Origin of the sequence: Novosphingobium percolationis (assembly GCF_020179425.1) — a bacterium.
Lineage (GTDB): Bacteria > Pseudomonadota > Alphaproteobacteria > Sphingomonadales > Sphingomonadaceae > Novosphingobium > Novosphingobium percolationis.
The window spans coordinates 506,165-531,826 of the sequence record NZ_JAILYM010000002.1 but is presented as its reverse complement, the minus strand read 5'-3'; the positions used below and the strand labels follow the sequence as shown (position 1 = coordinate 531,826).

At 67.7% G+C, this 25,662-nt stretch carries 24 protein-coding genes; 11 read left to right on the top strand and 13 right to left on the bottom strand.

All coding sequences use genetic code 11. The features are described from left to right. Positions 1-537: 537 nt before the first annotated feature. From K3A84_RS07035 to K3A84_RS07025, 3 genes are all read left to right on the top strand, one after another. Positions 538-1,359: a kinase gene (locus K3A84_RS07035; RefSeq protein ID WP_225008901.1), complete on the top strand. Its 822-nt coding sequence runs from the start codon at positions 538-540 to the stop codon at positions 1,357-1,359. A gap of 76 nt (positions 1,360-1,435) precedes the next feature. Beyond that, on the top strand, positions 1,436-1,654 hold the full coding sequence (locus K3A84_RS07030) for a hypothetical protein (RefSeq protein WP_225008616.1): 219 nt from the start codon (positions 1,436-1,438) through the stop codon (positions 1,652-1,654). Between the two features lie 174 nt (positions 1,655-1,828). Beyond that, positions 1,829-2,095: a glycine zipper 2TM domain-containing protein gene (locus K3A84_RS07025; RefSeq protein ID WP_225008615.1), complete on the top strand. Its 267-nt coding sequence runs from the start codon at positions 1,829-1,831 to the stop codon at positions 2,093-2,095. Between the two features lie 24 nt (positions 2,096-2,119). Here K3A84_RS07025 and K3A84_RS07020 read toward each other — a convergent pair whose 3' ends face one another. The 4 genes from K3A84_RS07020 to K3A84_RS07005 all read right to left on the bottom strand — a co-directional run bounded on the left by K3A84_RS07020 (position 2,120) and on the right by K3A84_RS07005 (position 4,359). Beyond that, on the bottom strand, positions 2,120-2,674 hold the full coding sequence (locus tag K3A84_RS07020; RefSeq protein WP_225008614.1) for a helix-turn-helix domain-containing protein: 555 nt from the start codon (positions 2,672-2,674) through the stop codon (positions 2,120-2,122). A gap of 91 nt (positions 2,675-2,765) precedes the next feature. Next, positions 2,766-3,212, bottom strand: a complete 447-nt coding sequence (locus tag K3A84_RS07015) for a hypothetical protein (RefSeq protein ID WP_225008613.1) — start codon at positions 3,210-3,212, stop codon at positions 2,766-2,768. Positions 3,213-3,317: 105 nt separating this feature from the next. Further along, a complete protein-coding gene (locus K3A84_RS07010) occupies positions 3,318-3,674 on the bottom strand; it encodes a hypothetical protein (RefSeq protein ID WP_225008612.1) in 357 nt (118 codons plus the stop codon). Between the two features lie 64 nt (positions 3,675-3,738). Beyond that, complete coding sequence (locus K3A84_RS07005; RefSeq protein ID WP_225008611.1) at positions 3,739-4,359, bottom strand: helix-turn-helix domain-containing protein; 621 nt, start codon at positions 4,357-4,359, stop codon at positions 3,739-3,741. A gap of 355 nt (positions 4,360-4,714) precedes the next feature. On the opposite strand from K3A84_RS07005, the gene K3A84_RS07000 reads away from it, so the two are divergent. The 7 genes from K3A84_RS07000 (at position 4,715) to K3A84_RS06970 (ending at position 13,573) form a co-directional block, all read left to right on the top strand. Next, positions 4,715-6,361, top strand: coding sequence for a sensor histidine kinase (locus K3A84_RS07000; RefSeq protein ID WP_225008610.1), 1,647 nt, complete (start codon positions 4,715-4,717; stop codon positions 6,359-6,361). Continuing rightward, complete coding sequence (locus K3A84_RS06995; protein WP_225008609.1) at positions 6,358-6,981, top strand: response regulator; 624 nt, start codon at positions 6,358-6,360, stop codon at positions 6,979-6,981. The genes K3A84_RS07000 and K3A84_RS06995 overlap by 4 nt, the downstream gene beginning before the upstream one ends. Positions 6,982-7,069: 88 nt before the next feature. Continuing rightward, positions 7,070-7,450, top strand: coding sequence for a hypothetical protein (locus K3A84_RS06990; protein ID WP_225008608.1), 381 nt, complete (start codon positions 7,070-7,072; stop codon positions 7,448-7,450). A 255-nt stretch (positions 7,451-7,705) separates the two neighbouring features. Next, positions 7,706-8,701 carry a sensor histidine kinase gene (locus tag K3A84_RS06985; RefSeq protein ID WP_225008607.1) on the top strand — a complete coding sequence of 332 codons (996 nt, stop codon included), beginning with the start codon at positions 7,706-7,708 and terminating at the stop codon, positions 8,699-8,701. A gap of 116 nt (positions 8,702-8,817) precedes the next feature. Further along, the gene (locus K3A84_RS06980; protein ID WP_225008606.1) at positions 8,818-10,575 is read left to right on the top strand and encodes a type I secretion system permease/ATPase; all 1,758 of its coding nucleotides are present in this window, start codon (positions 8,818-8,820) and stop codon (positions 10,573-10,575) included. Further along, entirely contained in the window at positions 10,572-11,918 is a 1,347-nt protein-coding gene (locus K3A84_RS06975; RefSeq protein ID WP_225008605.1) for an HlyD family type I secretion periplasmic adaptor subunit, read from the top strand. Before K3A84_RS06980 ends, K3A84_RS06975 begins: the two co-directional genes overlap by 4 nt. Positions 11,919-11,929: 11 nt before the next feature. Next, positions 11,930-13,573, top strand: a complete 1,644-nt coding sequence (locus tag K3A84_RS06970; RefSeq protein ID WP_225008604.1) for a TolC family outer membrane protein — start codon at positions 11,930-11,932, stop codon at positions 13,571-13,573. Between the two features lie 320 nt (positions 13,574-13,893). Here the strand turns inward: K3A84_RS06970 and K3A84_RS06965 are convergent, their stop codons facing one another. The 5 genes from K3A84_RS06965 to K3A84_RS06945 form a co-directional block, all read right to left on the bottom strand. Further along, positions 13,894-16,506, bottom strand: a complete 2,613-nt coding sequence (locus K3A84_RS06965; protein WP_225008603.1) for a VCBS domain-containing protein — start codon at positions 16,504-16,506, stop codon at positions 13,894-13,896. A gap of 432 nt (positions 16,507-16,938) precedes the next feature. Next, positions 16,939-17,631, bottom strand: a complete 693-nt coding sequence (locus K3A84_RS06960; protein WP_225008602.1) for a glutamine amidotransferase — start codon at positions 17,629-17,631, stop codon at positions 16,939-16,941. 49 nt (positions 17,632-17,680) lie between these two features. Further along, on the bottom strand, positions 17,681-17,842 hold the full coding sequence (locus K3A84_RS06955) for a hypothetical protein (protein ID WP_225008601.1): 162 nt from the start codon (positions 17,840-17,842) through the stop codon (positions 17,681-17,683). Between the two features lie 321 nt (positions 17,843-18,163). Next, positions 18,164-18,322 (bottom strand): hypothetical protein, encoded by a 159-nt coding sequence (locus K3A84_RS06950; protein WP_225008600.1) that lies wholly within the window; start codon positions 18,320-18,322, stop codon positions 18,164-18,166. Positions 18,323-18,476: 154 nt separating this feature from the next. Then, the gene (locus K3A84_RS06945) at positions 18,477-20,072 is read right to left on the bottom strand and encodes an isocitrate lyase (RefSeq protein ID WP_225008599.1); all 1,596 of its coding nucleotides are present in this window, start codon (positions 20,070-20,072) and stop codon (positions 18,477-18,479) included. A gap of 169 nt (positions 20,073-20,241) precedes the next feature. Between K3A84_RS06945 and K3A84_RS06940 the strand changes: the two genes are divergently transcribed. Further along, entirely contained in the window at positions 20,242-21,642 is a 1,401-nt protein-coding gene (locus tag K3A84_RS06940) for a helix-turn-helix domain-containing protein (protein ID WP_225008598.1), read from the top strand. Here the strand turns inward: K3A84_RS06940 and K3A84_RS06935 are convergent. From K3A84_RS06935 to K3A84_RS06920, 4 genes are all read right to left on the bottom strand, one after another. Further along, a complete protein-coding gene (locus K3A84_RS06935) occupies positions 21,639-22,775 on the bottom strand; it encodes an ABC transporter permease (protein WP_225008597.1) in 1,137 nt (378 codons plus the stop codon). The two genes, K3A84_RS06940 and K3A84_RS06935, sit on opposite strands and share 4 nt — an antisense overlap. Then, a complete protein-coding gene (gene ccmA / locus K3A84_RS06930; protein ID WP_225008596.1) occupies positions 22,775-23,719 on the bottom strand; it encodes a heme ABC exporter ATP-binding protein CcmA in 945 nt (314 codons plus the stop codon). Before ccmA ends, K3A84_RS06935 begins: the two co-directional genes overlap by 1 nt. Positions 23,720-23,911: 192 nt before the next feature. Further along, positions 23,912-24,898: an HlyD family secretion protein gene (locus tag K3A84_RS06925; RefSeq protein ID WP_225008595.1), complete on the bottom strand. Its 987-nt coding sequence runs from the start codon at positions 24,896-24,898 to the stop codon at positions 23,912-23,914. Then, complete coding sequence (locus tag K3A84_RS06920) at positions 24,895-25,515, bottom strand: TetR/AcrR family transcriptional regulator (protein ID WP_225008594.1); 621 nt, start codon at positions 25,513-25,515, stop codon at positions 24,895-24,897. Before K3A84_RS06920 ends, K3A84_RS06925 begins: the two co-directional genes overlap by 4 nt. Positions 25,516-25,662 lie beyond the last annotated feature (147 nt).

Below are 25,662 nucleotides of genomic sequence, written 5' to 3'. Positions count from 1 at the left end.
CTCGATTTCATACCCGTGCCGCGCGTGGCACCGCGCCGCAATTCGCTGACCGAACCGCGCCAGCGCGCGTTCATCGCCGCGCTTGCCGCGTGCGGCGTGGTGACCGAGGCCGCGCGCAGCATCGGCGCCAGCCTCGAAGCGCTCTACCGCCTGCGCGCCGCGCCCGGCGCGGACGGCTTTCGCGCCGCATGGGAAGCCGCGCTCGACCGGGGCCTCGCCCGGCTGGAGGACCTGACCGTCGCGCGCGCGCTCGAAGGCGAGGAGCGCGTGGTCGTGGCCAATGGCGAAGTCGTCCACCGCTATCGCCACTACAACAACGCGCTGACCATGTTCGTGCTGCGCAACCGGCGCGGGCATCGCTATGGCGCGATGCGCGAGGAAGACCTCAAGCCGGGGCACCCCGTCTATGACCGCTTGCGCGCGGCATGGATCGCAGAGGAAAACGACCCCGAGAAGATCGCGCAGATTCGCGCCTCGATCAACGCCAAGCTGACGAAAACAAGGGAGGCGGTGCTGGCACGGCGGGCAAGCGAGGCGATGGAGAGCGGAACCTCGGCGCTGGCCGCGGTGGAATCGGCAGTGCGCGCGCGGCTGGCCCGCAGCGACGGGCGGCTGCTGGTGGTGGGCGTGACCGGCGCGCAAGGGTCGGGAAAGACGACGCTCGCGGCGGGCCTGGTGGCGCGCCTGCGCGACGACGGCGTGCGGGCGGCGGCGCTGTCGCTCGACGACCTGTACCGGACGAAGGCCGAACGCACGGCGCTGGCGCGCGATGTCCATCCGCTGCTGGCCACGCGCGGCGTGCCCGGAACGCACGACGTCGCGCTGGGGCTCGACACGATCGCCGCGCTCGAGCGGGGCGAGCCTGCCCCGCTGCCGCGCTTCGACAAGGGCGCCGACGACCGCGCGCCAATCGCGGCATGGGACCGCGCGTCCGCCGCCACGCAAGTGCTCGTGCTCGAAGGCTGGTGCCTGGGTGCAAGGCCACAGGATGCGGAGGCGCTGGAACAGCCGGTCAATGCGCTGGAGGCCGACGAGGATGCCGACGGGCGCTGGCGTGCCCATGTCAACGCCGCGCTGGGCGGCGAATATCGCGCGCTGTTCGACCGGATCGATGTCCAGGTGCTGCTCGAAGCGCCCGACTTCGGCGTGGTCCCGGTGTGGCGCGCGCAGCAGGAGGAGCCGTTGCGCCGCGCAGGCCGGGGCATGGACGACGCCGCCCTCGCCCGCTTCATCGCCCACTACGAAAGGCTGACCCGGCACATCCTGCGCGAAATGCCGCCCCGCGCGGACCTGCTGCTCCGCCTCGACCCGGACCGCCGGATCCGCAGCCTGCGACAGAAGGCCACCGACACGCGCTGACCGGCGGAACGGCGGCGCGCGCCGGTCCGTTGTCTCTCCATGCACCGGCCAGACGATGCCGGCGCGCAGGAGAGTGATGATGACCAGCAACAACGGCAACAAGCCCGGCGGGCAGATGGGCGGCGAGCGGCGACAGGATGCAAACCGTCAGGACGGACGCCAGCAGCAGCAGCTGCAGCAGCAGAGCGACGTGCAGCAGGGCCAGATGGACCAGCAGCAGGATCGCGAGAACCAGCTCGGCGGTCAGCCGCCCAGGCGCCAGCAGCACGACCAGACGCGCCAGCAGGATAGCTGAAGCGCCACGTTGATCCGTAGGAAGGGGCGGCGACAAACGCGTCGCCGCCCCACGCGGCATGAAATGCGACGGGCGGTTGGTCGCAGGTTTGTGGCGGGCGTTGCGGAACCACGGCAGAGTGCGCGCGTTGGCGGGGCGTTCCCCGCGCGTGTCGCACTCATGGAGAAATCAACAATGATCCGTCCGCTTCGTTCAACTCGTCCTGCCCTTCTCGCGCTGGGCGCGCTCGGCCTGCTCGCCGCCGCTCCGGCCGAAGCGCGCTGTGGCAAGCGGCTGAGCAAGACCGAAGGCGCCGTGCTCGGCGCGGTCGGCGGCGCGGTGCTGGGCAAGGTCATCGCGGGCGGCACCACCGGCACCGTGCTGGGCGCGGCGGCGGGCGGCATCGCCGGCCACGAAATCGCCAAGAAGGGCCAGCGCAAGTGCCGCTACTATCGCCGCTGATCGAGGGTCAAACCCGCCAGCGCACTATCGCGCCACGGTGAGGCCCACGTCGTCGCGCGTCGCATCATCCTCGGGATGGGGCGCGCGCGCCTTCGTCAGCGCCTTGTCGAGCGTCATGATCAAGCCCGAAAGCCAGGCGTCCATCGCCGCCAGCCCCATGTCGGTCAGCCGCACGAACGTGCGCCGGCCGTCGCGCCCGTCGTCCTCGCGCTCGACGTGGCCCTTGGCCTCCAGGATGCGCAGCCAGCGCAGCGCCGTTGTCGGCGGGACGTGCGCGCCGATGCAGGCGCTGGTGGTCGGCACGCGGCGATCCTCGCGCGCGGCGACATACAGGTCCAGAAGGATGTCCCAGGTCGGCTCGCCGAACAGGTCGCCGGTGAAGTGACGTTCGCGGCGGCGGCGCGCGACATAGAGTTCGTGCGCCAGCGCCACGGCGGCGCGGCCCGCGGCGTCGCGCGGCGCGCGCGATGTGGAAGGCGACGCCGCTGGCGGCGCCGGGATCATCGGGCTGGCGGCAGTGGCGGCGGTCGAGGACGCGAATCCCCGGCGCCCGGCGGCCATCATCGAACGGACGGTCATGGTGTGTTTCCTTGCAGCAGGCGCGGCTCCGGCAAGGGAGCACGCGTCCCGCGAAACGGCGTCGGCCGGTCGCCGCGCGAAGGCGCGAGACTCAGGCGGGACGCCAGGCGTGGTAAGCGCCGATCCGGCGCTGCCGCGCGACGTGCTTTCCCGTTCCCAGCGCCAGCACGCAAAGCTGGAACACGAAGGGCGTCTGGGTCATCGCCCAGTAGGCCCATCGCACCATGTCCAGCTCCCAGGCCTTGGCGGCGTGGCCAAGCACCACGATCACCTGCGAGGAACTCACCCAGAGCGGCCATCCGCGATTGGCGTGCAGCGCAACCCACAGCAGCGTGATGAAGGCCCAGCCATCGATCACGAGGTGTCCGGGATTGACCGCAAACCAGTCGGGCGTGCCGAGCCAGGCGTGGTTGGCGACATCGAACGCGAACGTGGCGAGCAGCACCGCGGCGACCAGCCGTTCGGGCTCTCCTCCACGCCGCACCGCGAACAGCACGGCGAGAACCAGCGCAATGCGTGGGATCCAGAGGGACATCATCTGCGCATCACGACAGCGTCATCGCCGGTCGCGGGGGGCGAGCGCACTGCCCGCCACGTGCCGCAAGGCCATGGCGGTCGTGCCCTCGCGCCCCGCCGACCCGCATCAGGCGGCCCGGACCGCGATGCCGGCATCCTCGTCGGCTTCGCGCGCGGCGGGCGGACAGGCATCGTTGCCGCCATTGGTTTCGACCGCGATCGTGCTCAGGCGCCCGTGGACGCGCGCCAGTTCGCCGCCGGCGTCGACCAGGCCCTGCTGGCTCTTCACCAGCCGCATCAGCGCGTCCTGGCCCAGGAACGGCGCAACGCCGGTCTCGCGCCGCGCGCCGACCATGGTCTGGAGCAGCCGGGCCTGCGTGACCAGCGCTGCGTCGAGCGCGGCCTCGGCTTCGTGCAGGTCGCGGGTGATGCGCAGCTGCGCCACGTCGGTGGTCATGCCCATGGCGGTGTTTTCGAACTTCATCGCTTTTCCCCTTCCATCCGGGGCTGGCCCCGGACCCGTTGCACAAGGGAGATATTGCGGCGGCTCAGTGCCCGATGATCTGCGACAGCTGCGAAAAGATCGCGAGGCCGCCGAGGATGATCAGGATCAGGAACACGGTGATCGCGGCGATCGCGCCGAGGCGCACCAGAGTCCCGTTCGGTCCGTCGAACATCTCCGGAAGGACGTGGTGATAGTCTCCGTTGACCATGACCGCCGCGCCCGTCGCTACCGTCCCCGTCTCGTGCGGGGGCTGGTGCAAACGATTGATGGCGGTCTGCCCCGGCACCTCGTCTTCCCGTTCGGCAAAGTGCATGGCCGAACGGTCATCGGCGACGTAGGACGAGTCATATATGGGTTTTTCCCATATATCGTCGGTTAGCACCGGTTCCGGCGAAGGCACGGCTTCCCGCCGTTCTTCAAGCAGGCGACGGTACTGCTGCGCCACTTCGCCGCGCGTCGCCACGTTCAGCTTGGCGCGCGCCAGCATGATCCGCTGGTCGACGGTATGCGGCGAAATGCCGAGCGCCCGCGATATTTCCTTGGATGTCTTGTGCTGGATCAGGAGATCGAGCACCTCGCGCTGCTTGGGCGTGAGTGCGTCCAGCGCGTCTCGCAACGCGTCCGACGCATCGTCATCGGCCTGCAGCGGAAAAGTCATGATCATGCCGTCTGTCGCCGTCCTGCGGCGGCGCGCCCCGATGGAGCCACGCCGGTCCCCCGTTGCCCAAAAGCCTTCATTGCGGCGACCCGTTCGCCCTTCTGCCGGAACCGGCCGAATTGACCGATTCCGGGACAGATGCACTTTTTTCGCACCTTTCTTATTGAAAATGATCTAATACGACGCTCGCTGCAAGTCGCCGTTCGTCGTTTGGAATCAAAATTCTGAGAACGGGCCTGCGCGGAAACGCGGGCCATCGGATCGGCAGCAGCACGCGGCGACTGGCGGGGGGCCGGCGCGCCGTCGTCGTGAGTTGGTCCGGCCGGATCTCGCTGGCCGCGGCAGACACGTGTGGGGGTGAATGTCAGTCAGCGATCGCCAGCGCATGTTCCTGCGCCGCACGGGCAAGATCCTCGCCACCACGCGCGCCGTGCTGGCGATGGTGTTCCTGCTCGCGGTGGCGATCGAGCCGACGCAGCCGGTGCGCGCAGGCAATATCGGGCTCTATATCCTGTCGGGCTACATGGTCTTTGCCGCGGGCCTGGTATCGCTCGCCTGGCGTAGCTGGTGGTACGATTTCCGCATCGCGCGCATCGTCCATGCCGTCGATATCCTCGCGTTCATCGCCGGGGTCTACTTCACCGAATCCGCGAACACCGAATTTGCCAGTCCGTTCATGGCCTTTGCCGCGTTTCTTCTGGTCACGGCGAACTTGCGCTGGGGCTGGGGCGGCATTGCGGTGACCGCGCTGGCGCTGCTCGGCGCCAACACGCTGGCGGGCGGCGCGCTGTTCGCGCTGAACCTCGATATCGACATCTACCGCTTCGGCCGCCGCCAGGTCTACATGCTGCTGCTGTCGATCGTGATGGTCTGGCTGAGCGGCGACCAGCGCATCGCCCGGCGGGTCGACCTGCCCGACCCCGGTGGCGTTCCGGGCGAACGCTGGCTGCGGGTGCTGGCAGAGGCGGCCGCAGAAGTGCGCCGCAGCCTGGGCGCGCGCGGTGCCGCGATCGCCCTGCTGCGCCACGAGGAACCGCTGGTCGAAGTGGTGCGCGATGATGCGGGCGTATCGACCCACGCCATGGCGCCGCCCGGTGCGCTGTCCGAGGACTTCGCGCGCAGCTGGCCGCCGACGCTGTTCGACACCATGCGCGGGCGCACCATCACCAGCCTGCCGGACGAAGGGCTGGTGGCCGCCACCGGCGCGGCGACCGTGCCGATCGCGGGCTATTGCGGCGTGACCGAGGGGCTTGTCGCCTCCTTCTCGACCGCGGCCGGCGATGGCGAACTGCTGGTGTGGGGCATCGACGACATGTGCGTCGACGACCTGCCCTTGCTCGACGCCTTCGCGCGCGAGATCGGCCTTGCGCTCGATCGTGAGGAAATGGCCTCGCTGGCGCAGGAAGCGGCCGCCTCGGGCATTCGCAATGCGCTCGCGCGCGACCTGCACGACAGCGTGGCCCAGTTTCTGGCCGGCACGCTCTTCCGCATCGAGGCGCTGCGCCGCTGGATTCGCGAAGGCAACGATCCCGAAGGCGAGATCAACGCGATCAAGGACGCCCTGCGCCGCGAACAGGTGCAGTTGCGCAGCCTGATCGACCGCCTGCGCCGCGGCGAGGACGGCGACCGCCGTACCGACCTTGCCGAAGAACTCGAAGCGCTGCTGATCGAACTGGGCCTGCACTGGCACATCGAAACGCGGCTGGATGCCTCGGTGCGGCCCCTGCCCGTGTCGATCGAACTGGCCTACGAGCTGCGGCAGATGGTACGTGAAGGTGTTGCCAACGCCGCGCGGCACGGGCAATGCAGACGCGTCGTCGTATCGATTGCCGGAGAGGGCGAAACCTTGCGGCTGCGCATCGGCGACGATGGTGGCGGATTTCCCGCCAATCGCCGCCCCCGCTCGATCAGCGAGCGGGTCGAGGCGCTTGGCGGCAGGCTCTCCATCGCTGACAACGCTCCGGGCGCGCTGCTCGATATTTCCCTGCCTGCAAGGATGGCCGCATGATCCCCGTACTCGTAGCCGACGACCATGGCTTCATCCGCGCAGGCGTCGAGGCGGTGCTGCGCGGCACGCCGTTCCAGATCGTGGCCGCCACCGCCAGCGGCGAGGAAACCGTCGCTGCGGTCGAGACGCACGATCCCGCGATCGTCCTGCTCGATATCAACATGCCCGGCATGAACGGGGTGGAGGCGCTGGAAGTACTGCGCGGGCGGGGCGACAAGCGCCCGGTCGTGCTGCTCACCGCCGAGATCAACGACCGCCAGCTGCTGTCGGTGATGCGCGCGGGCGTCGATGGCATCGTGTCGAAGGACGGTGCCGAGGAAGAACTGATCGACGTGCTCGAAAAGGTCCACGCCGGGCAGAAAGCCATCGCGCCTGTCTTCCTGCAACGCGCGCTCGACCTGTCGCTCAGCCCCCAGGCCGGGCCGCTCGACCGGCTGAACCCGCGCGAACGCAAGATCGCGCGGCTGGTCGCGCGCGGCATGCGCAACCGCGACATCGGCGCGGAACTGAACATCGGCGAAGGCACGGTGAAGGTCTACCTTCATGCTATGTATCAGAAGCTGGGCATCGAGAACCGCACCGAACTTGCGCTGCTGGCCGTCAGCGATCCCGGCGAGTAAGCGGCGGGGCCGCTCGGCCAAGGCCTGCCCTCAGGGGTGTCACGTAACAGGCGCCTAACGCTTTTCTTGCGCGCCCCGGCCTAGCACGATGGCCACCATGGCCATGACCAACGCCGAGCGGCAGCGCCGCTATCGCCAAAGGCTGAAAGCCCGTGCATCAGGCGCCGCGCTGCCCGAACAGGCGCGCGACGCGGTCGAGCGCGCCATCGCCGCGCTCTGGGCCTTTCACGAACGCCCTTCGCCGCAGGGGCTGAACTGGGCCGAGATCGACGGCTGTTCGACCATCGACCAGTATCGCTCGGAACTGGAGCGCAATCCCGGCAACTTCCTGCAGGCCTGTCGCGCCTTCCTCCCCGATTTCGGCGGCCTTACCCCCGAAGAGGCGCACGCGGTGGCAACCGTGATCGCGCTGGCCGATGCACTCCGGCTGGCTCCGCCGCGCGCGATGAACCTGTCGAACGCCGCCTGAAACCGACCGTCGCACACCCAGCCCCAGCCCCGCACCCACAAGGCAAACCGCCCATGGCCGACCACCCGTGGCAAACCATTGCAGCGTAATCTGCGGTTAACTTGTCGATAACAGGATTTCTTGTGGAATGTGTTACCTTGATTTGTTCATATATCCCATGGCGTTGCACCGGGCTGTCGCCTAAGATGGTCCGGAATGGACCAAATGATCGACGCGCAACGTCGCGCTCGACACGCTGCGGGGGAACGCGAGCGCATGACCAGAGCCACCGCGGTCCGCAAGGCGCTGACCCGGCACAGGGGATTCGCGGAACAGCTGTTCTGGGTCGCGGTACTGCTCGCCGCGCCCACGGCGCTGCGCGCGACGGTCGATCGCGGCGCGCTGGGACTACCGTTCCTGACCTATTGGCCCAGCATCCTGATCGGCTCGCTCATCCTCGACACGCGCTATGCCGTGGTGCTGGCCTGGGTCGCGGCCATGCTGTCGCAACGGCTGTTCGGCGGCGGTGCGTGGTTCTCCGAGGTCAACCCCACGCGCGTGATCTTCTTCGCGCTCTTCGCGTTTTCGGCGGGCCTGATCCTGACCGCAGGCGCGGCACTGCGCAGCGCCGTGCGCGAACTCGATGCGCTGAACCTGCAGGCCGAAGGCTTCAACCGCGAATTGCGCCATCGCGTGCGCAACATGCTGGCGATCATCCAGGCGCTCGCCTCGCGTGGGCCGAAGGCGGAAAATCCGCTCGACTTCTATCGCGAATTCTCGGGACGGCTGGAAGGCCTCGCCCACGCCAGCGACCTGCTGCGCATCGGCACCGAGACCGAAGGACGCCTGCCCGAAATCGCGCAGCGCACGCTGGAGCCCTTCGGCATGGAGGAGCGCATCCGGCTTTCCGGCGACCAGTGCGTGCTGCCGGGCGCCAGTTGCATCCCGCTGATCATGGCGCTGCACGAACTGGCCACCAACGCGATCAAGCACGGCGCGCTGTCCAACGCAGGCGGGCGGGTCGAACTCAGCTGGTTCATGGCGATAGACGGCTGCAACCTGTACCTGCTGTGGAAGGAATTCGGCGGCCCTGTGGTAAAGCCGCCCACGCGCGAAGGGATCGGCACGCGGCTGTTGATGCCGCAGCCCGGGCTCGAGGCGGTCGAAGTGAACTTCGATCGCCGCGGCCTGTGGTGCGAAATCATGATCGCAGGTGCAGCCCGCGTGGAAGAAAACGAACCCGCGCAACGTTTTCCCCGCAAGGTACGTTAACCCACCGCGACAGCATGGTCATGCTGTCGCAACAAGCCTGCGCGATGCGCGCGGGCTTGACGCTTGCGGCTGCGCCGCGATTGCTTTAGCCCGAACATCGGGGGGAACCGAAAGACGTGGACCGGCAGTTTCTTAACCTTTTCGTTCGCCGTTACCGCGGGGGACTTGTCCTCGTCGCCGTGGCCAGCATCCTGCTCAACGTGCTCGTCTTTGCGGGCTCGGCTTATATGATGCTCGTCTATGACTCGGTTCTTCCGAGCCGGTCGATCCCCACGCTGATCGGCCTGTTCCTGATGCTGGTGCTGGTCTACGCCTTCCAGTCCGTGTTCGAGGCGATCCGCAGCGAGGCGCTGCTCGGCGTCGCCAACGGCGTCCACGACGATCTGTTCGAAGCCGTCCACTACGCCACCGTCACGCGCCCCTTGCGCAACGGCGCGGAAAAGGGCGACGGGCTGCAATTCACCCGCGATCTCGATTCCATCCACACCTTCCTTGCCGGCCAGGGGCCGATCGCGCTGATCGACCTGCCCTGGGTGATCATGTTCCTGATCGTGCTCGCCTCGCTGCACTGGTGGCTGGGGTTGACCGCGCTGTTCGGCGTGCTGGTGATGGCCAGCCTCGCGCTGGTTTCGAACCGCCGCACGCAGTCCGGCTCGCGTGAGCTGGCGAACATCACCGGCCGCCGCTCCGCCGCCGCGCTGGCAGAGATCCGCTTTGCCGAATCCGCGCTCGCCATGGGCATGCAGGAACGGCTGGTGGCCCGCACCTCGGGCTGGGAAACCAGCTTCATCGAGGCGCAGTCCTACCTTTCGCGCACCGTCGCGCGCCTCGGCGGCGCCAGCCGCATGTTCCGCATGCTGCTGCAATCGCTGATCCTCTCGGTCGGTGCGCTGCTGGTGATCGACGGCAAGGCCAGCGGCGGCGTGATCCTCGCCTCCTCGGTGCTGTCGGGCCGCGCGCTCGCGCCGGTCGACCAGGCGATCGCCAACTGGCGCGGCCTCGTCGCCGCGCGCGCGGGCTGGAGCCGGGTGGTCCAGGCCGTCTCGGCCTATCGCAAGCCGCCTGCGCGCGAAGTCCAGCTCTCGCGTCCTTCGGGCGAGCTGCTGCTGCGCGATTTGTGGGTGGCCCCGCCAGGCACGCAGCGCTTCACCGTGTCGGGCGTCTCGCTGCAACTCACCCCCGGCCAGGCGCTGGCGATCATCGGGCCGAGCGCCGCGGGCAAGACCTCGCTGGTGCGCGCGATCCTTGGCATCTGGCGCCCCAACCGCGGCGAGATCCGGCTGGACGGCGCCACGCTCGACCAGTGGGACGCGGCCACGCTCGGCAGCTACTTCGGCTATGTGCCCCAGACCGTCGACCTGATGGACGGCACCATCGGCCAGAACATCGCCCGCTTCGATGAGAACGCCACCTCCGAAGCCGTGGTCGCCGCGGCCAAGGCGGCGGGCGTCCACGAACTCGTGCTCTCGCTGCCCGATGGCTATGAAACGCAGGTTTCGGCCGGCGGCGTGGAATTGTCCGCAGGGCAGCGCCAGCGCATGGGACTTGCCCGCGCGCTCTATGGCGATCCGTTCCTGCTGGTGCTGGATGAAGCCAATTCGAACCTCGATGCGGCGGGCGATGCCGCGCTCGCCCACGCGGTGATCGGCGTGCGCCAGCGCGGCGGCATCGTCATCATGATCACCCACCGCCCCGCCACGCTTGGCCCTGCCACCCACGTCGCGCTGATGCAGGGTGGCCGCATTGCCGACTATGGCGAACGCGACGCCGTGCTCGCGCGGCTGCAACAGGGCGGCGATCCCTCGCGGATCCAGCCCGGCACCAATGGCGCCGCAGCGCCGGGCGCCGCTACCGCCAAGGGAGCCACCGCATGAACGCCCAGCTTCCCACCGATCCCGCGCGCCAGTTGCTGCCCGTGCTGTGGGAGGATGGCGCCGAAAAGGCCGAGCAGCCCAAGCTGCTGCGCCGCCTGCTCTACACCGTCGCCGGGCTGTTCGTCGTGCTGTTCCTGTTCGCCGCGCTCGTGCCCATCGGCGGCGCGGTGATCGGCGGCGGCCAGGTCGGCGTCGAAGGGCGGGTCAAGCGCATTGCGCATCCCACCGGCGGCGTGATCGAGCAGATCCTCGTCCATAACGGCGAACACGTGAAGGAGGGCCAGCTGCTGCTGCGCCTTGATGACACCGTCACCGGCACCGACGCCTCGCTGTCGAACCTGACGGTCGAACAATTGCTCGCCCAGCGCGCCCGGCTCGAAGCCGAGCGTCTTGGCGAAGGCGGCATCCGCTTTCCCGCGCAGCTGACCCAGGCCAACACCGACAGCGCGCGCAAGGCCATGGCCGACGAGGAAAAGCTGTTCCGCCTGCGCCAGACCGAGGAAGGCCAGATCCGCGCCCAGCTCGCCGCGCGCGTGCAGCAGTACAACCAGGAAATCCACGGCCTCGAATCGCAGATCGCCGCGCTCAAGCAGCAGCGCGTGCTGATCGAGCCCGAACGCCAGGGCGTGAAGGATCTGTGGGACAAGCAGCTGGTCACGATCAACCGGCTCAACCAGCTCGAACGCACCGCCGTGGATCTCGACGGCAACGTCGGCGCGCTGCAATCGCAGATCGCGCAGGCCCGCGCCAAGATCACCGAGGCGCAGGAACAGTCGATCCAACTCGCCCAGACCCGCCGCGTCCAGGCCGGCACCGATCTGGCGCAGGTCAACACCGCGCTCAACCAGCAGCAGGTCCGCTCGGTCGCCGCTGCCGACCAGAGGCAGCGCACCGAAATCCGCGCGCCCTATTCGGGTACGGTCGAAAAGATCGCCTTCGCCGCGATCGGCGACGTGATCCGCCCCGCCGAACCGATCATGGAGATCGTGCCGGACAAGGACGTCTTCGTGGTCGAGGCGATGATCAGCCCGGCCGACATCGACCAGGTGATCCAGGGCCAGCACGCCCGCGTGCGCTTCACCGCCTTCAACCACGCCAGCACGCCGGAAATCCCCGGCAAGGTCGTCTACGTCGCCACCGACCGCAGCGAAAACCCCGAAGCCAAGGCCTCGTACTACATGGTCCGCATCGCGGTGGAGCAGGACAAGGTGCGCAAGGAAGCGCTCGACCTCAAGAGCGGGATGCCCGCCGAGGTCTATATCGAGACCGGCGAGCGCTCGATGCTCTCGTACCTGACCAAGCCGCTGCGTGACCAGTTCATGCGCGCCTTCCGCGACAATTGAGGGGCAGGCACGTGAAGGGGAACAGCGGGATGCGCAAGCAGATGGCCTTGCTGGCGGGCGCGGCACTGTTCGCCACGCCGCTTGCCGCGCAGGATAGCGGCACCATGGGCCCGCCCGACGATGAAACCGGCACCGGCGGGCCGATGCTCTATTCCCCCGAATTGCCCGGCGGCACCCCTGCCGACGTCGCCGAAGCGGCGCGCGCGGGCACGCCGGTCGCGGCGCTGCCGCAGGCGCTGCGGCTGGCCTACTGGACCAGCCCCAGCCTTCTGGCCCAGCGCGCCGCCGTGCGCAGCGTCGATTACCGCGTGCCCCAGGCGCGCGCCGCGTTCGGGCCTCGGCTCGATTTCCAGGTCGATTACGGCATCACCCGTTCGGGCACGCGCACGCCCGGCAACGGCTGGTCCGATGGCACCTACAAAAGCGCCACCGCCACCGCGATCCTCACCCAGCCGCTGTTCACCTTCGGCCGCAACGCCGCCGCCGAACGCTTTGCCATGGCGCAAGTCGGCTACCAGCGGCAGGTCATGCGCTCAACCGAGCAGCAGGCCATGCTCGATGCCATCGCGTCCTATGTCGGGCTGCTGCGCGACCGCACGAGCGTGACCATCGCGCGCGACAACCTCGATACGCTCGAACGCGAACTGTCGGACAACCGCGCGCGCCTGCTGCGCCGCGAAGTGACCTCCACCGACGTGCAGCAGGTGGAAACCCGCGTCGAACTCGGCCGCGCGCAAGTCTACACCGCGCAGCGCGATGCCGCCGCCAGCGAAGCCACCTTCCTGCGCATGGTCGGCGCGCCCGCAGGTGCGCTCGCTGCCCCCAACCCGCTGCGCCTGCCGGTCGAATCGCTCGAACAGGCCTATGCCTATGCCGAAGGCCACAACCCGGTGCTGATCGCCGCGCAGGAGCGCGAAAAGGTCAGCCGCGCCAGCCTCGCCTCGGCCAAGGCCGACCTGATGCCGCGCGTCGACCTGAAAGGCCAGGCCGACTACACCAATTCGTGGAGCCCGCCGAGCTTCTTCAATTCGACCGGACGGCAGGACCAGCGCAGCGTGTCCGGGCAGGTCGTGCTGTCCGGCCCGATCTACGAAAGCGGCCTGCGCCAGGCGCGCGTGGGCGAAGCCATCGCCGCCAACGATGCCGATTGGCGCCTGATCGACGCCAGCTTGCGCGAAAACCGCGCCACCCTCGCCTCGGCCTGGGACGACTGGAAGGCGCAGACCGCCGCGATCGAACGCTTTGCCGGGGCGGTCGAATCCGCGCGCAAGGCCTATGACGGGGCGCTGCTGCAGGAACGCGCAGGCCTGCGCACCACGCTCGACGTGCTCGACCTCGCGCGCGAACTGCTGCTGGCGCGCAGCAACTACAACAGCGCCATCGCCGGGGCCTATGTCGCGCAGGCGCGCGTGCTCGCCGCGATGGGCGCGCTCGAGCAGAACTGGCTGCTGCCCGACGAGGCGCGCTACGATCCCGCCACGCACTTCGACAATGTGCACCACAAGGGCGACGTGCCGCTGCTCACCCCCGCCGTGCGCGCGCTCGATGCGCTGCCGCTGGGCAACAACGCCACCCGGCCCGCGCGCGATCCTTCGGCGGGGCGCACCGCCGCGCCGGTCGCGCTCGATCCGGTGCGGGAACTGCCGGTTCCCTGATTTTTCAAGACGCTGAAGGGCAAGTCCGAGGGTTATCACCCTCGGGCTCCCGGGACGTCTTCCGGCGCAGGCCTTGCGCGCGGCGGCGGGCTTGCGGGTTTCCTTGATGAAGGCCTGATGCCGCCAACGCCTTACCGACAAGCGGCACCCATTCCCGCAAGCGCGAGGTGCCGCGGGTGGGCTTGGGAACAGCACCTCGAAAGGACGAAAGGGTTTATCGGGCGGACGGCCTCAGGCAAACCCGCGTTTACAAGCGATTGAAATCGCAAAGAAAAAGGGGCCACCGAAGCAACCCCTCCCCCTTGTTGCGCAATGGAATGTCAAAGCACGAAGTCGGAACCATCGCTGGCCAGCGCGACCGTGCCCGTCAGCTTGACCCAGAACTCGGCCGTGGTCTTGTCACCATCGGTGTCGGCATAGACGTAGGTGTCAGCGCCTTCCATACCGAACCACAGGCCATGCGCGGTCGCCGTCTGGTTGCCCCAGGCGAACGCCTGGTTGCCAGCGGCGACACCATCGGCATCGATCGTCGAAACGTCGATCTTGTCGGTACCCACCGTGAAGTCGGTGATCGTGTCGCCACGATCGGCCAGCGTCAGGTAGTAGAAGGTGTCGGCGCCTGCATTGCCCGACAGGGTATCCGCACCCACGCCGCCATAGATCCTGTCATCGTTGGCGTTGCCGGTGATCGTGTCCGAACCGCTGCCGCCGTACAGCACGTCGTTGCCCTGGCCGCCGATGATGGTGTCGTTGCCGCTGCCACCATAAAGGGTGTCATTGTCGTTGCGGCCGTCGATGGTGTCATTGCCCGGCCCACCGTAGATGAGGTCCTGAACGGTGTTGCTGCCGGTCATGCTCGGGCTGGTGATGTTGTCGTTGTTGTTGTTATCCGCCCCGGCGTTGTCGGTCGTGACAACCGCGGCGCGCGTCGCCGGTACCACGGTGTCGTTCGCCCCGTCGATGTGGATCGAAATGACCTGCGCCGTACCGTCCTCGCTGCGGACAGTGAAGCTGTCATTCAGCGATTGGCCATCGTTCAGCGCGGCCACGTCCGCGTTGTTGTTGTCGAGCGAATAGGTCCACGCGCCACCGGCGGTCATCGTGAACGTGCCGTAGCCACTCGCCGAAGCCGTGGCCGTAGCCACCGCCTGGAAGGTGTTGGCGGCATTGTCCACGTCGCTGGCCGTCAGGCTGCCCGTCGCGGTCGGCGTGCCGCCGCTGTTGGCGCTACCCGCTTCGACCACCGTTCCCGAAGTCTGGCCGCCGATCGTCGCCGGGTCGTTGACCGCGTTGACCGTCAGGTTGACCGAAACGGTGCTGCTCTCGCCCGCAGCGCCATCGCTCACCGTCACCTGGAAGCTGTCGCTGCCGTTGTAGTTGGCGTCGGGCGTGTAGGTGTAGCCGCCATTGGCCCCAAGCGTGAGAGTCCCGTGCGCCGGGCCGGTCTGGAGCGCATAGCCGAGCGCCCCGCCCGACGTGGTGCTCCCGCCGACGTCGCCGGTGATGTCGGTATCCTCGTTGCCGCTGGCGCTGCTGTCCGCCACCGCAAGGTCCGCCACCGACGCCACCGCAAGGTCGATCGTGACCGTCTTTTCCTCGCCAGCCGCAGCATCGGTCACCGTGACGGTGAAGCTGTCCGCGCCGTGATAGTTGGCATCCGGCGTATAGGTATAGGTGCCATCCCCATGGACCACGACCGAGCCATTGGCCGGACCCGTCGCCACGACATAATCGAGCGACCCGCCCGACGTGGTGCCCGCACCGACGTCGCCGGTGATGTCGGTATCCTCGTTGCCGCTGGCGCTGCTGTCGGCCACCGAAAGGTCCGCCACTGCGCCCACGCTGAGCGAGAGCGAGGCCGGGACCGAGGCGTCGTGGTTGTCGACCACCTTGTAGGTCACTTCGGCCGGGCCGTTGTAGTTGGCATCGAAGTTGACGGTGTAGGTGCCATCGCCATTGTCGTGAACCGTGGCGTGCGAGACCTGGACGTCCTCGACATGCAGCGCACCGTCGCTGTCGCGATCGGAGAAGCCCTGCAGCAGATCAGCTGCGGTGATGGTGTAGCTGGTATCTTCCGTCCCGTTGCCAAGCTCAGCCGTGGCCGATCCGGTGGGGCCATCGTTGTCGCCGGTGACGGTGACGGTGACGGTCTGGGTGATCGTGCCGCCGTTGCCATCGCTGACGGTCACGGTGAAGGTGTCGGTCTTCTGCTCGCCTTCGGCGAGATCCTGCACCGCGGCGCTGTCGTTGGCCAGCGTGTAGGTCCAGACGCCCGTTTCGGCATCGATCGCGATCGCGCCATAGTGGCCCTGCGTTTCGGCGATCGAATACGTCAGGTGGTCGCCGTGGTCGACGTCGCTGGCGACGACCTGGCCGGTGGCGGTCTGCTGGCCGTCTTCCTCGACCCGGCCGGTCTGGTCCGCGCTGACCAGCTTCGGCCCGTCGTTCTCGCCTTCGATGGTGATCGAGACCTTGGCTTCGCTCAGCGCGCCATTGGCCATCTGCACGACATAGTAGAAGCTCGCCGTCGCGCTCTCGCTGACGCCCAGCGTCTGCAATTGTGCGCGCAGGTGCTGCAGGTCGACATGCAGCGTGCCGTCGGCATTGGCCGAAACGCGGCCCATCGCCGTCGCGCCGTTGATCGAGATCGGGAACTCGACATAGCCGGTGCCCGTGGTGTTGGCCACCACGTTGGACGCGAGCTGCGACGCCGCGCTGGTGCCGCTGAGCGCCGTTGCCGACAGCGAGTAGATCTTGGCCGAGCCCGGATCGTTCGCCAGCACGTTGAGGTTGCCGTTCAGCGCCGCGTCCTCGTTCAGCCAGTTATAGGCCGAATTCGCGCCGCTGAAACTGTCGTCGCCTGCGCCGCCGGTCAACATGGCGACCTTCACGGTCGTCTTGGCTGGCGAAGTGATCTTCGTGGTAGATGCCATGGTCCTGTCCCCTCCTCGTTCGACGCGACACGGGAAGAGGATGCGAATAGCGATCGCCGGGACATGCCCGGAGGTTCGAATGGATCCTGTCCCGCGACCGACTATCGTTATTTACGATTAACCTCGTAAACCTTCGGACTACCTGTGTTGCGGGAAATTAGTCGGCAATATAGCTCTTGGTTGGGTTAACTATATCCTTCGTTACTACCCGATGGCCGAAAACTGCCAAGAGGTTGCAAATGCGAGGATTCCGATGCTGCAAAAAACAGCGCGAAGCTGGCGCAAAAAGCGCCTGCATGCACAACCGTCCCCAAATGGGATGGTACGAAGGATAATCTTAACCCTTATAAAGCATTACCGCGCGAATCGGGGCAATTTCAGAAAAGCCCTGTGCGGCCGGATGCTGCGCAGCATGGCCCGTTCTTCCCTCGCTCAGGCAAGGCCTTCCAGCCATTGCCCGATCATCGCCCTGCCAGCCGCCACGGCCTGCTGCCCATGCGCATCGTGCGCGGCGCGCAGCCGGTCGGGACACAGGCCGGCCGCGGCGATGTCTTCAGGCCCCTGTTCGATCCAAGCGTCGAATCGCGGGTCCTCGCCCATCTCGGCATGGAACTGCAGTGCCAGCAGGTTGCGCCCGCGCGAAAAGGCCTGGTGCGGATAGAGCGCGCTCGACGCGAGCAGGTCGACGCCTTCGGGCAAGGTAAAGGTATCGCCATGCCAGTGCAGCACGGGCACGTCCTCGACATGGCGCAGCGGCCCTTCGCAATCGTGCACGGTGACGGGGTGGAAACCCACTTCCTTGGCGTGGCCGGGATGGACCTGCGCCCCCAGTGCGGCGGCGACCATCTGCGCGCCGAAGCACACCCCCAGGGTCGGCCGGTCGGCTTCGAGCCGCAGCGCCAGGCGGCGCAGTTGGCAGCGGATCCACGGGTGCGCCTCATGTTCGTAGACGCCCATCGGCCCGCCCATCATGATCAGCAGGTCGGGCTCGCGCAAGTCAAGCGTGGCGAACGCGGGATCGCTCACGTCGATGCGGTCGACATGGTATCCGGCCTGCTCGATCGGCTGGCGATACCCGGCCACCCCTTCGTGGGGAACGTGGCGGATGATCAGAGCGGTCTTCATCGGGCTTCTCGTCTTCGCTTCGCTGGAACGGTGGCGGGAGAGGACGACGTCAGGGATCGAGCCTGCGCCAGAAATCCTCGGCGGACAATGCGCGCTTTGACGCAGCCGGATCGCCCTGCAGCCGCCATGACGGGTGCGGCGCACGCGGCGCGGCCAGGCGCGCGCGGGGAATGCGGGGAAGCGGGTGCGGGCGGGCAAGCGAGGGGGTCATGTCGTATCTCCGTTCATCGGAACACGAACCTGGCGTCGCCGCCCCGCATTCGTGCGCTTTAGCCGTTGGTGACGCGGAGCAAGCTGGCATCCATCAAAAGCCGCGGCCGGACGGGGCAATCGCATAGCAGAGGGAGAGGACGGCCCCGCCCGGCGACTCAATCTCTAGTACATCAGTTGAGTTATGTCGCTTCAGAAAAACTGAAGGGGTGTGAAGCGGGGCTTGGGGGCCGGCAAGGCACACGAAAAGGCCCGCCGCACCTTGGTGCAGCGGGCCTCCTTTCCTCCCCAGGAAAGTCTCGTGAAGGCGTATCGCCCGGCCTTAACGGCCCATGGCGCTGCCGAGGCGATGGTAGAGGTTCGAGAACTTCACCGATTCCGGCTGATCCTCGATCGCCTTGAGGTAGTAGAGTACGGCTTCGCGGATCAGCTTGAAGTCCTCGGTCGAGAGGACAGCGCGGGCGCGTTGCGGTTCAGACATGGGGTCGTCCTCCTTTTGGTCTTCGTGGCGTGATTGCCGCGAGGGGTATTCCGGTAAGGTCCTCTCCGCCCGCCCACGGTTGCAGCGTGATAAGGGCGGGCGGAGGGGTTTCGTCAGCCGCCGTCAGGCAGCGAACTGGTTCCCGCTGCTGCCCTTAGGCAGCAAACTGGTTCATCGTGTTGGCGGCGCCACCGGCCTTGAGCGCGGCTTCACCGGCGAAGTATTCCTTGTGGTCGTCGCCGATGTCCGAACCGGACATGTTCTGGTGCTTCACGCAGGCGATGCCCTGGCGGATTTCCTGGCGCTGCACGCCCTTGACGTAGCCGAGCATGCCCTGCTCGCCGAAATATTCCTTGGCGAGATTGTCGGTGCTCAGCGCCGCGGTGTGGTAGGTCGGCAGCGTGATCAGGTGGTGGAAGATGCCCGCCTGCGCCGCAGCATCGCGCTGGAAGGTGCGGATGCGCTCGTCAGCCTCGATCGCCAGCTCGCTCTCGTCATAGTCCACGCTCATCAGCTTGGCGCGATCATAGGCCGACACGTCCTTGCCCGCTTCGACATAGGCGTCATAGACCTGCTGGCGGAAGTTCAGCGTCCAGTTGAACGACGGGCTGTTGTTATAGACCAGCTTGGCGTTCGGGATCACTTCGCGGATGCGGCTGACCATGCCACCGATCTGGCCGATGTGCGGCTTTTCGGTTTCGATCCACAGCAGGTCCGCACCGTTCTGCAAGCTCGTGATGCAGTCCAGCACGCAGCGGTCCTCGCCGGTTCCGGGGCGGAACTGGAACAGGTTGCTGGGCAGGCGCTTGGGGCGCATCAGCTTGCCGTCGCGGGCAATCAGCACGTCGCCGTGGCCGAGATTCGCGGCATCGACTTCCTCGCAATCGAGGAACGAGTTGTACTGGTCGGCAATGTCGCCGGCTTCGCGGGTGTAGGCGATCTGCTTGGTCAGGCCAGCGCCCAGCGAGTCGGTGCGGGCCACGATCACGCCGTCATCGACGCCGAGTTCCATGAACGCGTAACGAACCGCGCGGATCTTCGCGAGGAAATCCTCGTGCGGCACGGTGACCTTGCCGTCCTGGTGGCCGCACTGCTTTTCGTCCGAGACCTGGTTCTCGATCTGGATGCAGCAGGCGCCCGCTTCGATGAACTTCTTGGCGAGCAGGTAGGTCGCCTCGGCGTTGCCGAAGCCTGCGTCGATGTCGGCGACGATCGGCACGACGTGCGTTTCGAACTCGTCGATCTTGTGCAGCAGGCGGTGGGTGTTGACCGCATCGCCAGCCGCCTTGGCCGCGTCGAGTTCACGGAACAGCATGCCCAGCTCGCGGGCATCGGCCTGCTTCAGGAACGTGTAGAGTTCCTCGATCAGCGCAGGCACGCTGGTCTTCTCGTGCATCGACTGGTCGGGCAGCGGACCGAATTCGCTGCGCAGCGCGGCGACCATCCAGCCCGACAGGTACAGGTAGCGGCCCTTGGTGGTGCCGAAGTGCTTCTTGATCGAGATCAGCTTCTGCTGCCCGATGAAGCCGTGCCAGCAGCCCAGCGACTGCGTGTACTTCGACGGGTCCGCGTCATAGGCGGCCATGTCGGCACGCATGATCTTGGCGGTGTAGCGCGCGATGTCGAGCCCCGTGTGGAAACGGTTCTGCAGGCGCATGCGCGCGACGCTCTCGGCCTCGATGCCGTCCCAGGTCTTCTGGAAGGGCGCGATCGCCTGGCGGGCCTCGTTGATCTTGCTGTGGTAGGTCATGGCAGCGTTTCCTTGGGCGCATGGGTTCGTTTGCTGAGACCCGGATAACGCCGCCCGAGGGGATTCGGACAGCCCCTGCGAAGTCCTGTTGTCAAACTTTACAGGAAATGCTTGTATAGCTGTGCAGGCGTGACAAGCGCTGGTTTGTTGAAGGCAGGAGCGTTCGCTGGTGCGTGCAGGTGTTTCATCAACAAAACCCCTCTACCTCGGCCCGCGCATCAAGCGCCTGCGCCGCGAACTGGGGCTGACGCAGGCCGCCATGGCCGAGGAGCTGGACATCTCCGCCAGCTACATCGCGCTGCTCGAACGCAACCAGCGCCCGCTCACCGCCGACCTGCTGCTGCGCCTCGCCCGCGCCTACAAGCTCGACATGGCCGACCTCGCCGCCGAAGAACGCGACGACTACGCCCGCCGCCTCGCCGACGTGCTGCGCGATCCGATCTTTGCCGAAATCGACCTGCCGCCGCTCGAAGTGGCCGACGTCGCCACCAGCTTCCCCGGCATTACCGAGGCAATGCTGCGCCTCCACGGCGCCTACGTGCGCGAACAGCAGGCGCTCGCCGGTTTGCGCGCCGATGGCGGCACGACGCGCGGCGTCGATCCCGTGGCCGAGGCGCGGCGCTTCGTGGCCGACCGGCGCAACTATTTCCCGACGATCGATTCGCGCGCCGAGGAACTGGCGGGCGAGATCGACAAGGCGGGCTCGATGCGCGAATGGCTGCGCCAGCAGGGCCTGCGTGTCCGCCTGCTGCCCTCAGACGTGATGATGGGCTCGATCCGCCGCTACGACCGCCACAACGAACAACTCCTGCTCGACGATACGCTCGGCCCTACGCAGCGCGCCTGGCAGATGGCCATGCACGCCAGCTACACCGCGCTGCGGTCCGAGATATCGGCCCTGCTGCGCGGCGAGAGCTTCGCCAGCCCGACCGCCGCCACGCTCGTCCGCCGCGCGCTGGCGGCATACGGCGCGGCGGCGCTGGTCATGCCCTACGACAAGTTCGCCCGCGCGGTCGATGCGCGCGCCTACGACATCGAAGCGCTGGCCGGCCAGTTCGGCACGAGCTTCGAACAAGTCGCGCACCGACTGACGACGCTGGGCCGTCCTGGCCAGGAGCGCGTACCGTTCTTCTTCATCCGCGTCGACGAGGCCGGCAACGTCTCCAAGCGGCTCGACGGCGCGGGCTTTCCATTCGCCGCGCACGGTGGCGGCTGCCCGCTGTGGAGCCTGCATTCGGTGTTCCGCCGCCCCGACGACGTGGTCACGCAATGGCTGGAACTGCCCGACGGCCAACGCTTCTTCTCGATCGCGCGCACCGTCAGCGCGGGCGGCGGCGCGCACGGGCGTCCGCGCACGATCCGCGCCATCGCGCTCGCCTGCGCGGCCGAACACGCGGGCAAGCTCGTCTATGCCAAGGGCCAGGACCCCGCACCCACGCCGATCGGCGTCACCTGCCGCCTGTGCAACCGCGCGCAATGCGCCGCCCGCGCCGAACCGCCGCTGGGGCGCGAAATCCTGCCCGACGACTACCGCCGAACCGCCGAACCGTTCACCTTCGCGGAGAGCTAGGCGACCGTATCCTGATAGCGCCGCACCGCCACCGTTCCCAGCACGGCGAGCATCAGCGCCAGCACTCCCATCTCGCCCGCCGCATCGGCCAGCGTCCAACCCTTCAGCATGATGCCGCGCACCAGCCGCACGAAATGCGTGGTCGGCAGCACCTCGGCCCCGATCTGCGCCCATTGCGGCATCCCGCGATAGGGAAAGGCGAAGCCCGACAGCAGGATCGACGGCAGCATGTAGAAGAAGCTCATCTGCATCGCCTGAAGCTGGCTTTTCGCCACGGTCGAGAGCGTGAATCCGAGCGCAAGACTCGTCACCATGAACAGCAGCGTGGCAAACAACGTCAGGGCGATCGAACCCATGAACGGCACGCGGAACACAAAGTGCGCGGCCATCAGGATCACCGCCATCTGCACCACGCCGATGATCAGGTAGGGCACGATCTTGCCCACCATCACCTCGACCGGGCGCAGCGGCGTGGCCAGCAGGTTCTCCATCGTTCCCTGCTCCACTTCGCGCGTGACCGACAGCGCGGTGAGCATCACCATGGTCATCGACAGCACCACCGCCAGCAGCCCCGGCACGGTGTTGTGGCTGGTGATCCCCTCGGGGTTGTAGCTGCGGTGCACCACCACCTCGACCGGCGAGGGCCCCTGCTGGCGAATGGCAAGCGGCCCGATCAGGTCATGCACCATCGCGCCGGCCACCGCCTGCTCCACCGCCGCCAGCGCATTGCCGGTAGCCGCAGGATCCGTCGCATCGGCGGTCAGCAGCAATTGCGGCCGCCGCCCCCGCACCAGATCGCGCCCGAAATCGACCGGCACGGTGACCACGAACTGCACCTCGCCCCGCGCCAGCAGCTGCTCGCCCTCCCCCGGCGCGGACACGACCCGCGTGACCTTGAAATAGCCGGTGTTGCGCAACGCTGCATCGACCGAGCGCGCGAAGGGCGAAGCATCGTTGAGTTCGACCGTCAGCGGCAGCCCACGCGGATCGTTGTTGATCGCAAAGCCGAAGATCATCAACTGCACCAGCGGCATCGCCAGCATCATGCCCACGGTGCCGGGATCGCGCGTCATCTGGCGGATCTCCTTGAAGATCATCGCCAGGATGCGCTGGAGGGATTGGGGCTGGATCATCACCGCACCGCCACCGATCGGTCCTCGGCCCCGCGCATCAGGTGGATGAACACGTCCTCCAGGCTCGGCTTCGTCTCGCGCCACGCGATGCGGTCGGCCCAAGGCGCAACCGCGTCGCGCAAGGCCTGCGCGTCCGGCCCGCAGACATGGATCGCCGCCCCGAACGGCGCGGCCATCGCCACGCCGGGCCGCTGCTCGATCTCCGCCGCCAGCCGGTCCGCGCCCCTTCCGTCTTCAAGGCGACCTTCGCCCTGCAAGGCATGGAGATGCGAAGCGGCCACCACCTCCTCGATCGTCCCGCGCGCCAGCATCCGGCCATAGGCGATGTAGGCGATCTCGTGGCAGCGCTCGGCCTCGTCCATGTAGTGGGTCGAGACCAGCACCGTCATGCCCCGCGCGGCAAGGTCGTGGATCTGCTCCCAGAACTCGCGCCGGGCCTGCGGATCGACGCCGGCAGTGGGTTCGTCGAGCAGCAGGATCTCCGGTTCGTGCAGCACGCAGGCCGCCAGCGCCAGCCGCTGCTTCCACCCGCCCGACAGACTGCCCGCAAGCTGGCCACTGCGGCTGGAAAGCCCCAGCCGCTCCAGCGCCTCGTCCACGCGCTCGCCCCGCCGGTCGAGCCCATGGACGCGCGCGAAGAACTCCAGATTTTCCGCGATGGTCAGGTCGGAAAACAGCCCGAACTTCTGCGTCATGTAGCCAACCCGCGCCTTGATCGCGCTGCGCTGCCGCCGCATGTCGAAGCCGAGTACAGTGCCCTCGCCCGCATCGGGAATCAGCAACCCGCAGATCATGCGCAAGGTCGTTGTCTTGCCCGATCCGTTCGGCCCCAAGAACCCGCAGATCCGCCCGCGCGCCACCGACAGGTCCACCGCATCGACCACCGTGCGCCCACCGAACCGCTTGGTCAGCCCGCGCACGTCGATGACGGGAGCCTCATCCATGGTACGATGACCGGGAAGATGGTTCGCGCAAAGACGCAAAGAGGCCAAGTGGTTGCGCGTGCGGCGAAGCCGCTTTTTTCTTCGGCGGCAAGATCAGGCAATATCTGCCTGCGGCGCAAACGCCTTTGCGTCTTTGCGTCTTTGCGCGAAACCTACCTCTTGTCCGGGCACCCGCGCCTCCGCCCGCCTCGCTCACCGCGCCACGCCTGCAACAGGCTCAACCGCCACCGGCAGCCCCGGCGGCAGCGGCTTGTCCACCGGCAAGGCGGCTTCGACCAGGAACACCAGCTTCGATCGCGCGTGTTCGCTGTAGATCACCGGCGGGGTGAACTCGGCGCGTGGTGCGATGTAGCGGATCGTCGCGCTCCGCGCTCCCCCGCACCCGTCGCAGGTGAAATGGACGACCTGACCCGCGCGCAACCGGGCCACCGCGTTCTGTGGCACGAAGAAGCGCAGCTTGCGCCGATCGGCGGGCAGCAGCGCGAGAACCGGCTGGTTGGCGGGCACCCATTCGCCGGGATTGAAGAAAGTCTGCTCGATCGTTCCGGCAGCGCCCGCGACGGGCGCGATCTCCGATTGCCGCCGCTGCTGCGCCTGAAGGGCCGCCGCCGCGCCAGCAACGCCGGCCGCAGCCGCCTGCTGCTGCTGCGCGCGGCCGGCGGAAAGCTCGCCGCTGCGCTCCTCGGCCAGAGCCTGCGCCACGCTTGCTGCCGCAACATCGCGCGCGGCCCGCGCCGCATCGAGCTGGGTGCGGCTGGCAAAGCCCTTGGCGGCAAGGGCCGAAAAGCGGGCATAGTCGGCCTGCGCACGCGCGAGTTGCGCCCGCGCCGACGCTTGCGCCGCGCGCGCCACGTCGAGTTCGGGCGCGCGCTGGCGGGCTCCGGCAAGGTCGGCGCGCTGCGCCTGCGCGCCTGCCAGCTCGGCGCGCGCCTGCGCTTCTGCGGCATCGACGGTCTGCGGATCGAGCGCGAACAGCAACTGCCCCGCCTTCACCGCATCGCCGCGCTGCGCGGGCAACCGCGCCAGCGTGCCCGATACCGGTGCAGCAACATAGAGCGCCTCGCCCTCGACATAGCCCAGCCAGCGGTCTGGCTCCTCGCCGGGCGCGAACGCAAGTGCCAGCGCGCCCGCCAGTGCCAGCGCGCCCACCACCAGCACGGGGCGCGGCGGGGCCTTCATGTCGGCGCCCCCGACCGGACGGCAAGGCCATCGATCACCATGTCGGCATGAAGCGCGGCCATGGCATCGACATCGATCGGCGGTGCCCCGGCGGGTTCAAACACGGTCTTCCACAGGGCGGTCATGATCACGCCGCCCGCCACGCTGCGCGCCGCCAGCGCGGGATCAGCGCAAGCAAACTCGCCGCGCGCAAGGCCGTGGCGGATGATGCGTTCGACCACGGCCAACACGCGGCTCACGCCCTCGTCGTGATATACGCGCACGAGGTCGGGAAACTGCCTCCCCTCACCCACGATCAGGCGCGGCAGGAAAGACAGATCGGGCCGGGTCAGGCGGACGAAGGCGGCGCGCAGGAACCCGCGCAAGGCATAGGGGGCAGGCACGTTGCCGAGGTTATCGGGCAGCCCCACCGGCAGCACTTCGCCCACCAATGCGTGGACGAGGCCCCGGAACACCGCCTCCTTGCTGTCGAACATCAGATAAAGCGCGGAGCGGCTGATCCCCACCCTGGCGGCCACGTCCTCCAGTCGCGTGCCTGCGAACCCACGCTCGGCAAAGGCTTCACGCGCGGCATCGAGGATGCGGGAACGACGATCGGGCGGGGTGACTCGAGGCATGGCACCATCATAACTGACGCACCCGTCAGCATGAAGCGCCGATTTGCGATGCACGGGCTTTCACGTGCGCGCGCCTTCACATTCGGCCGGGTCGGCAGAATGGCGAAAATTCAGACCGGATCGGACTATATCTTCTAAAACATACAA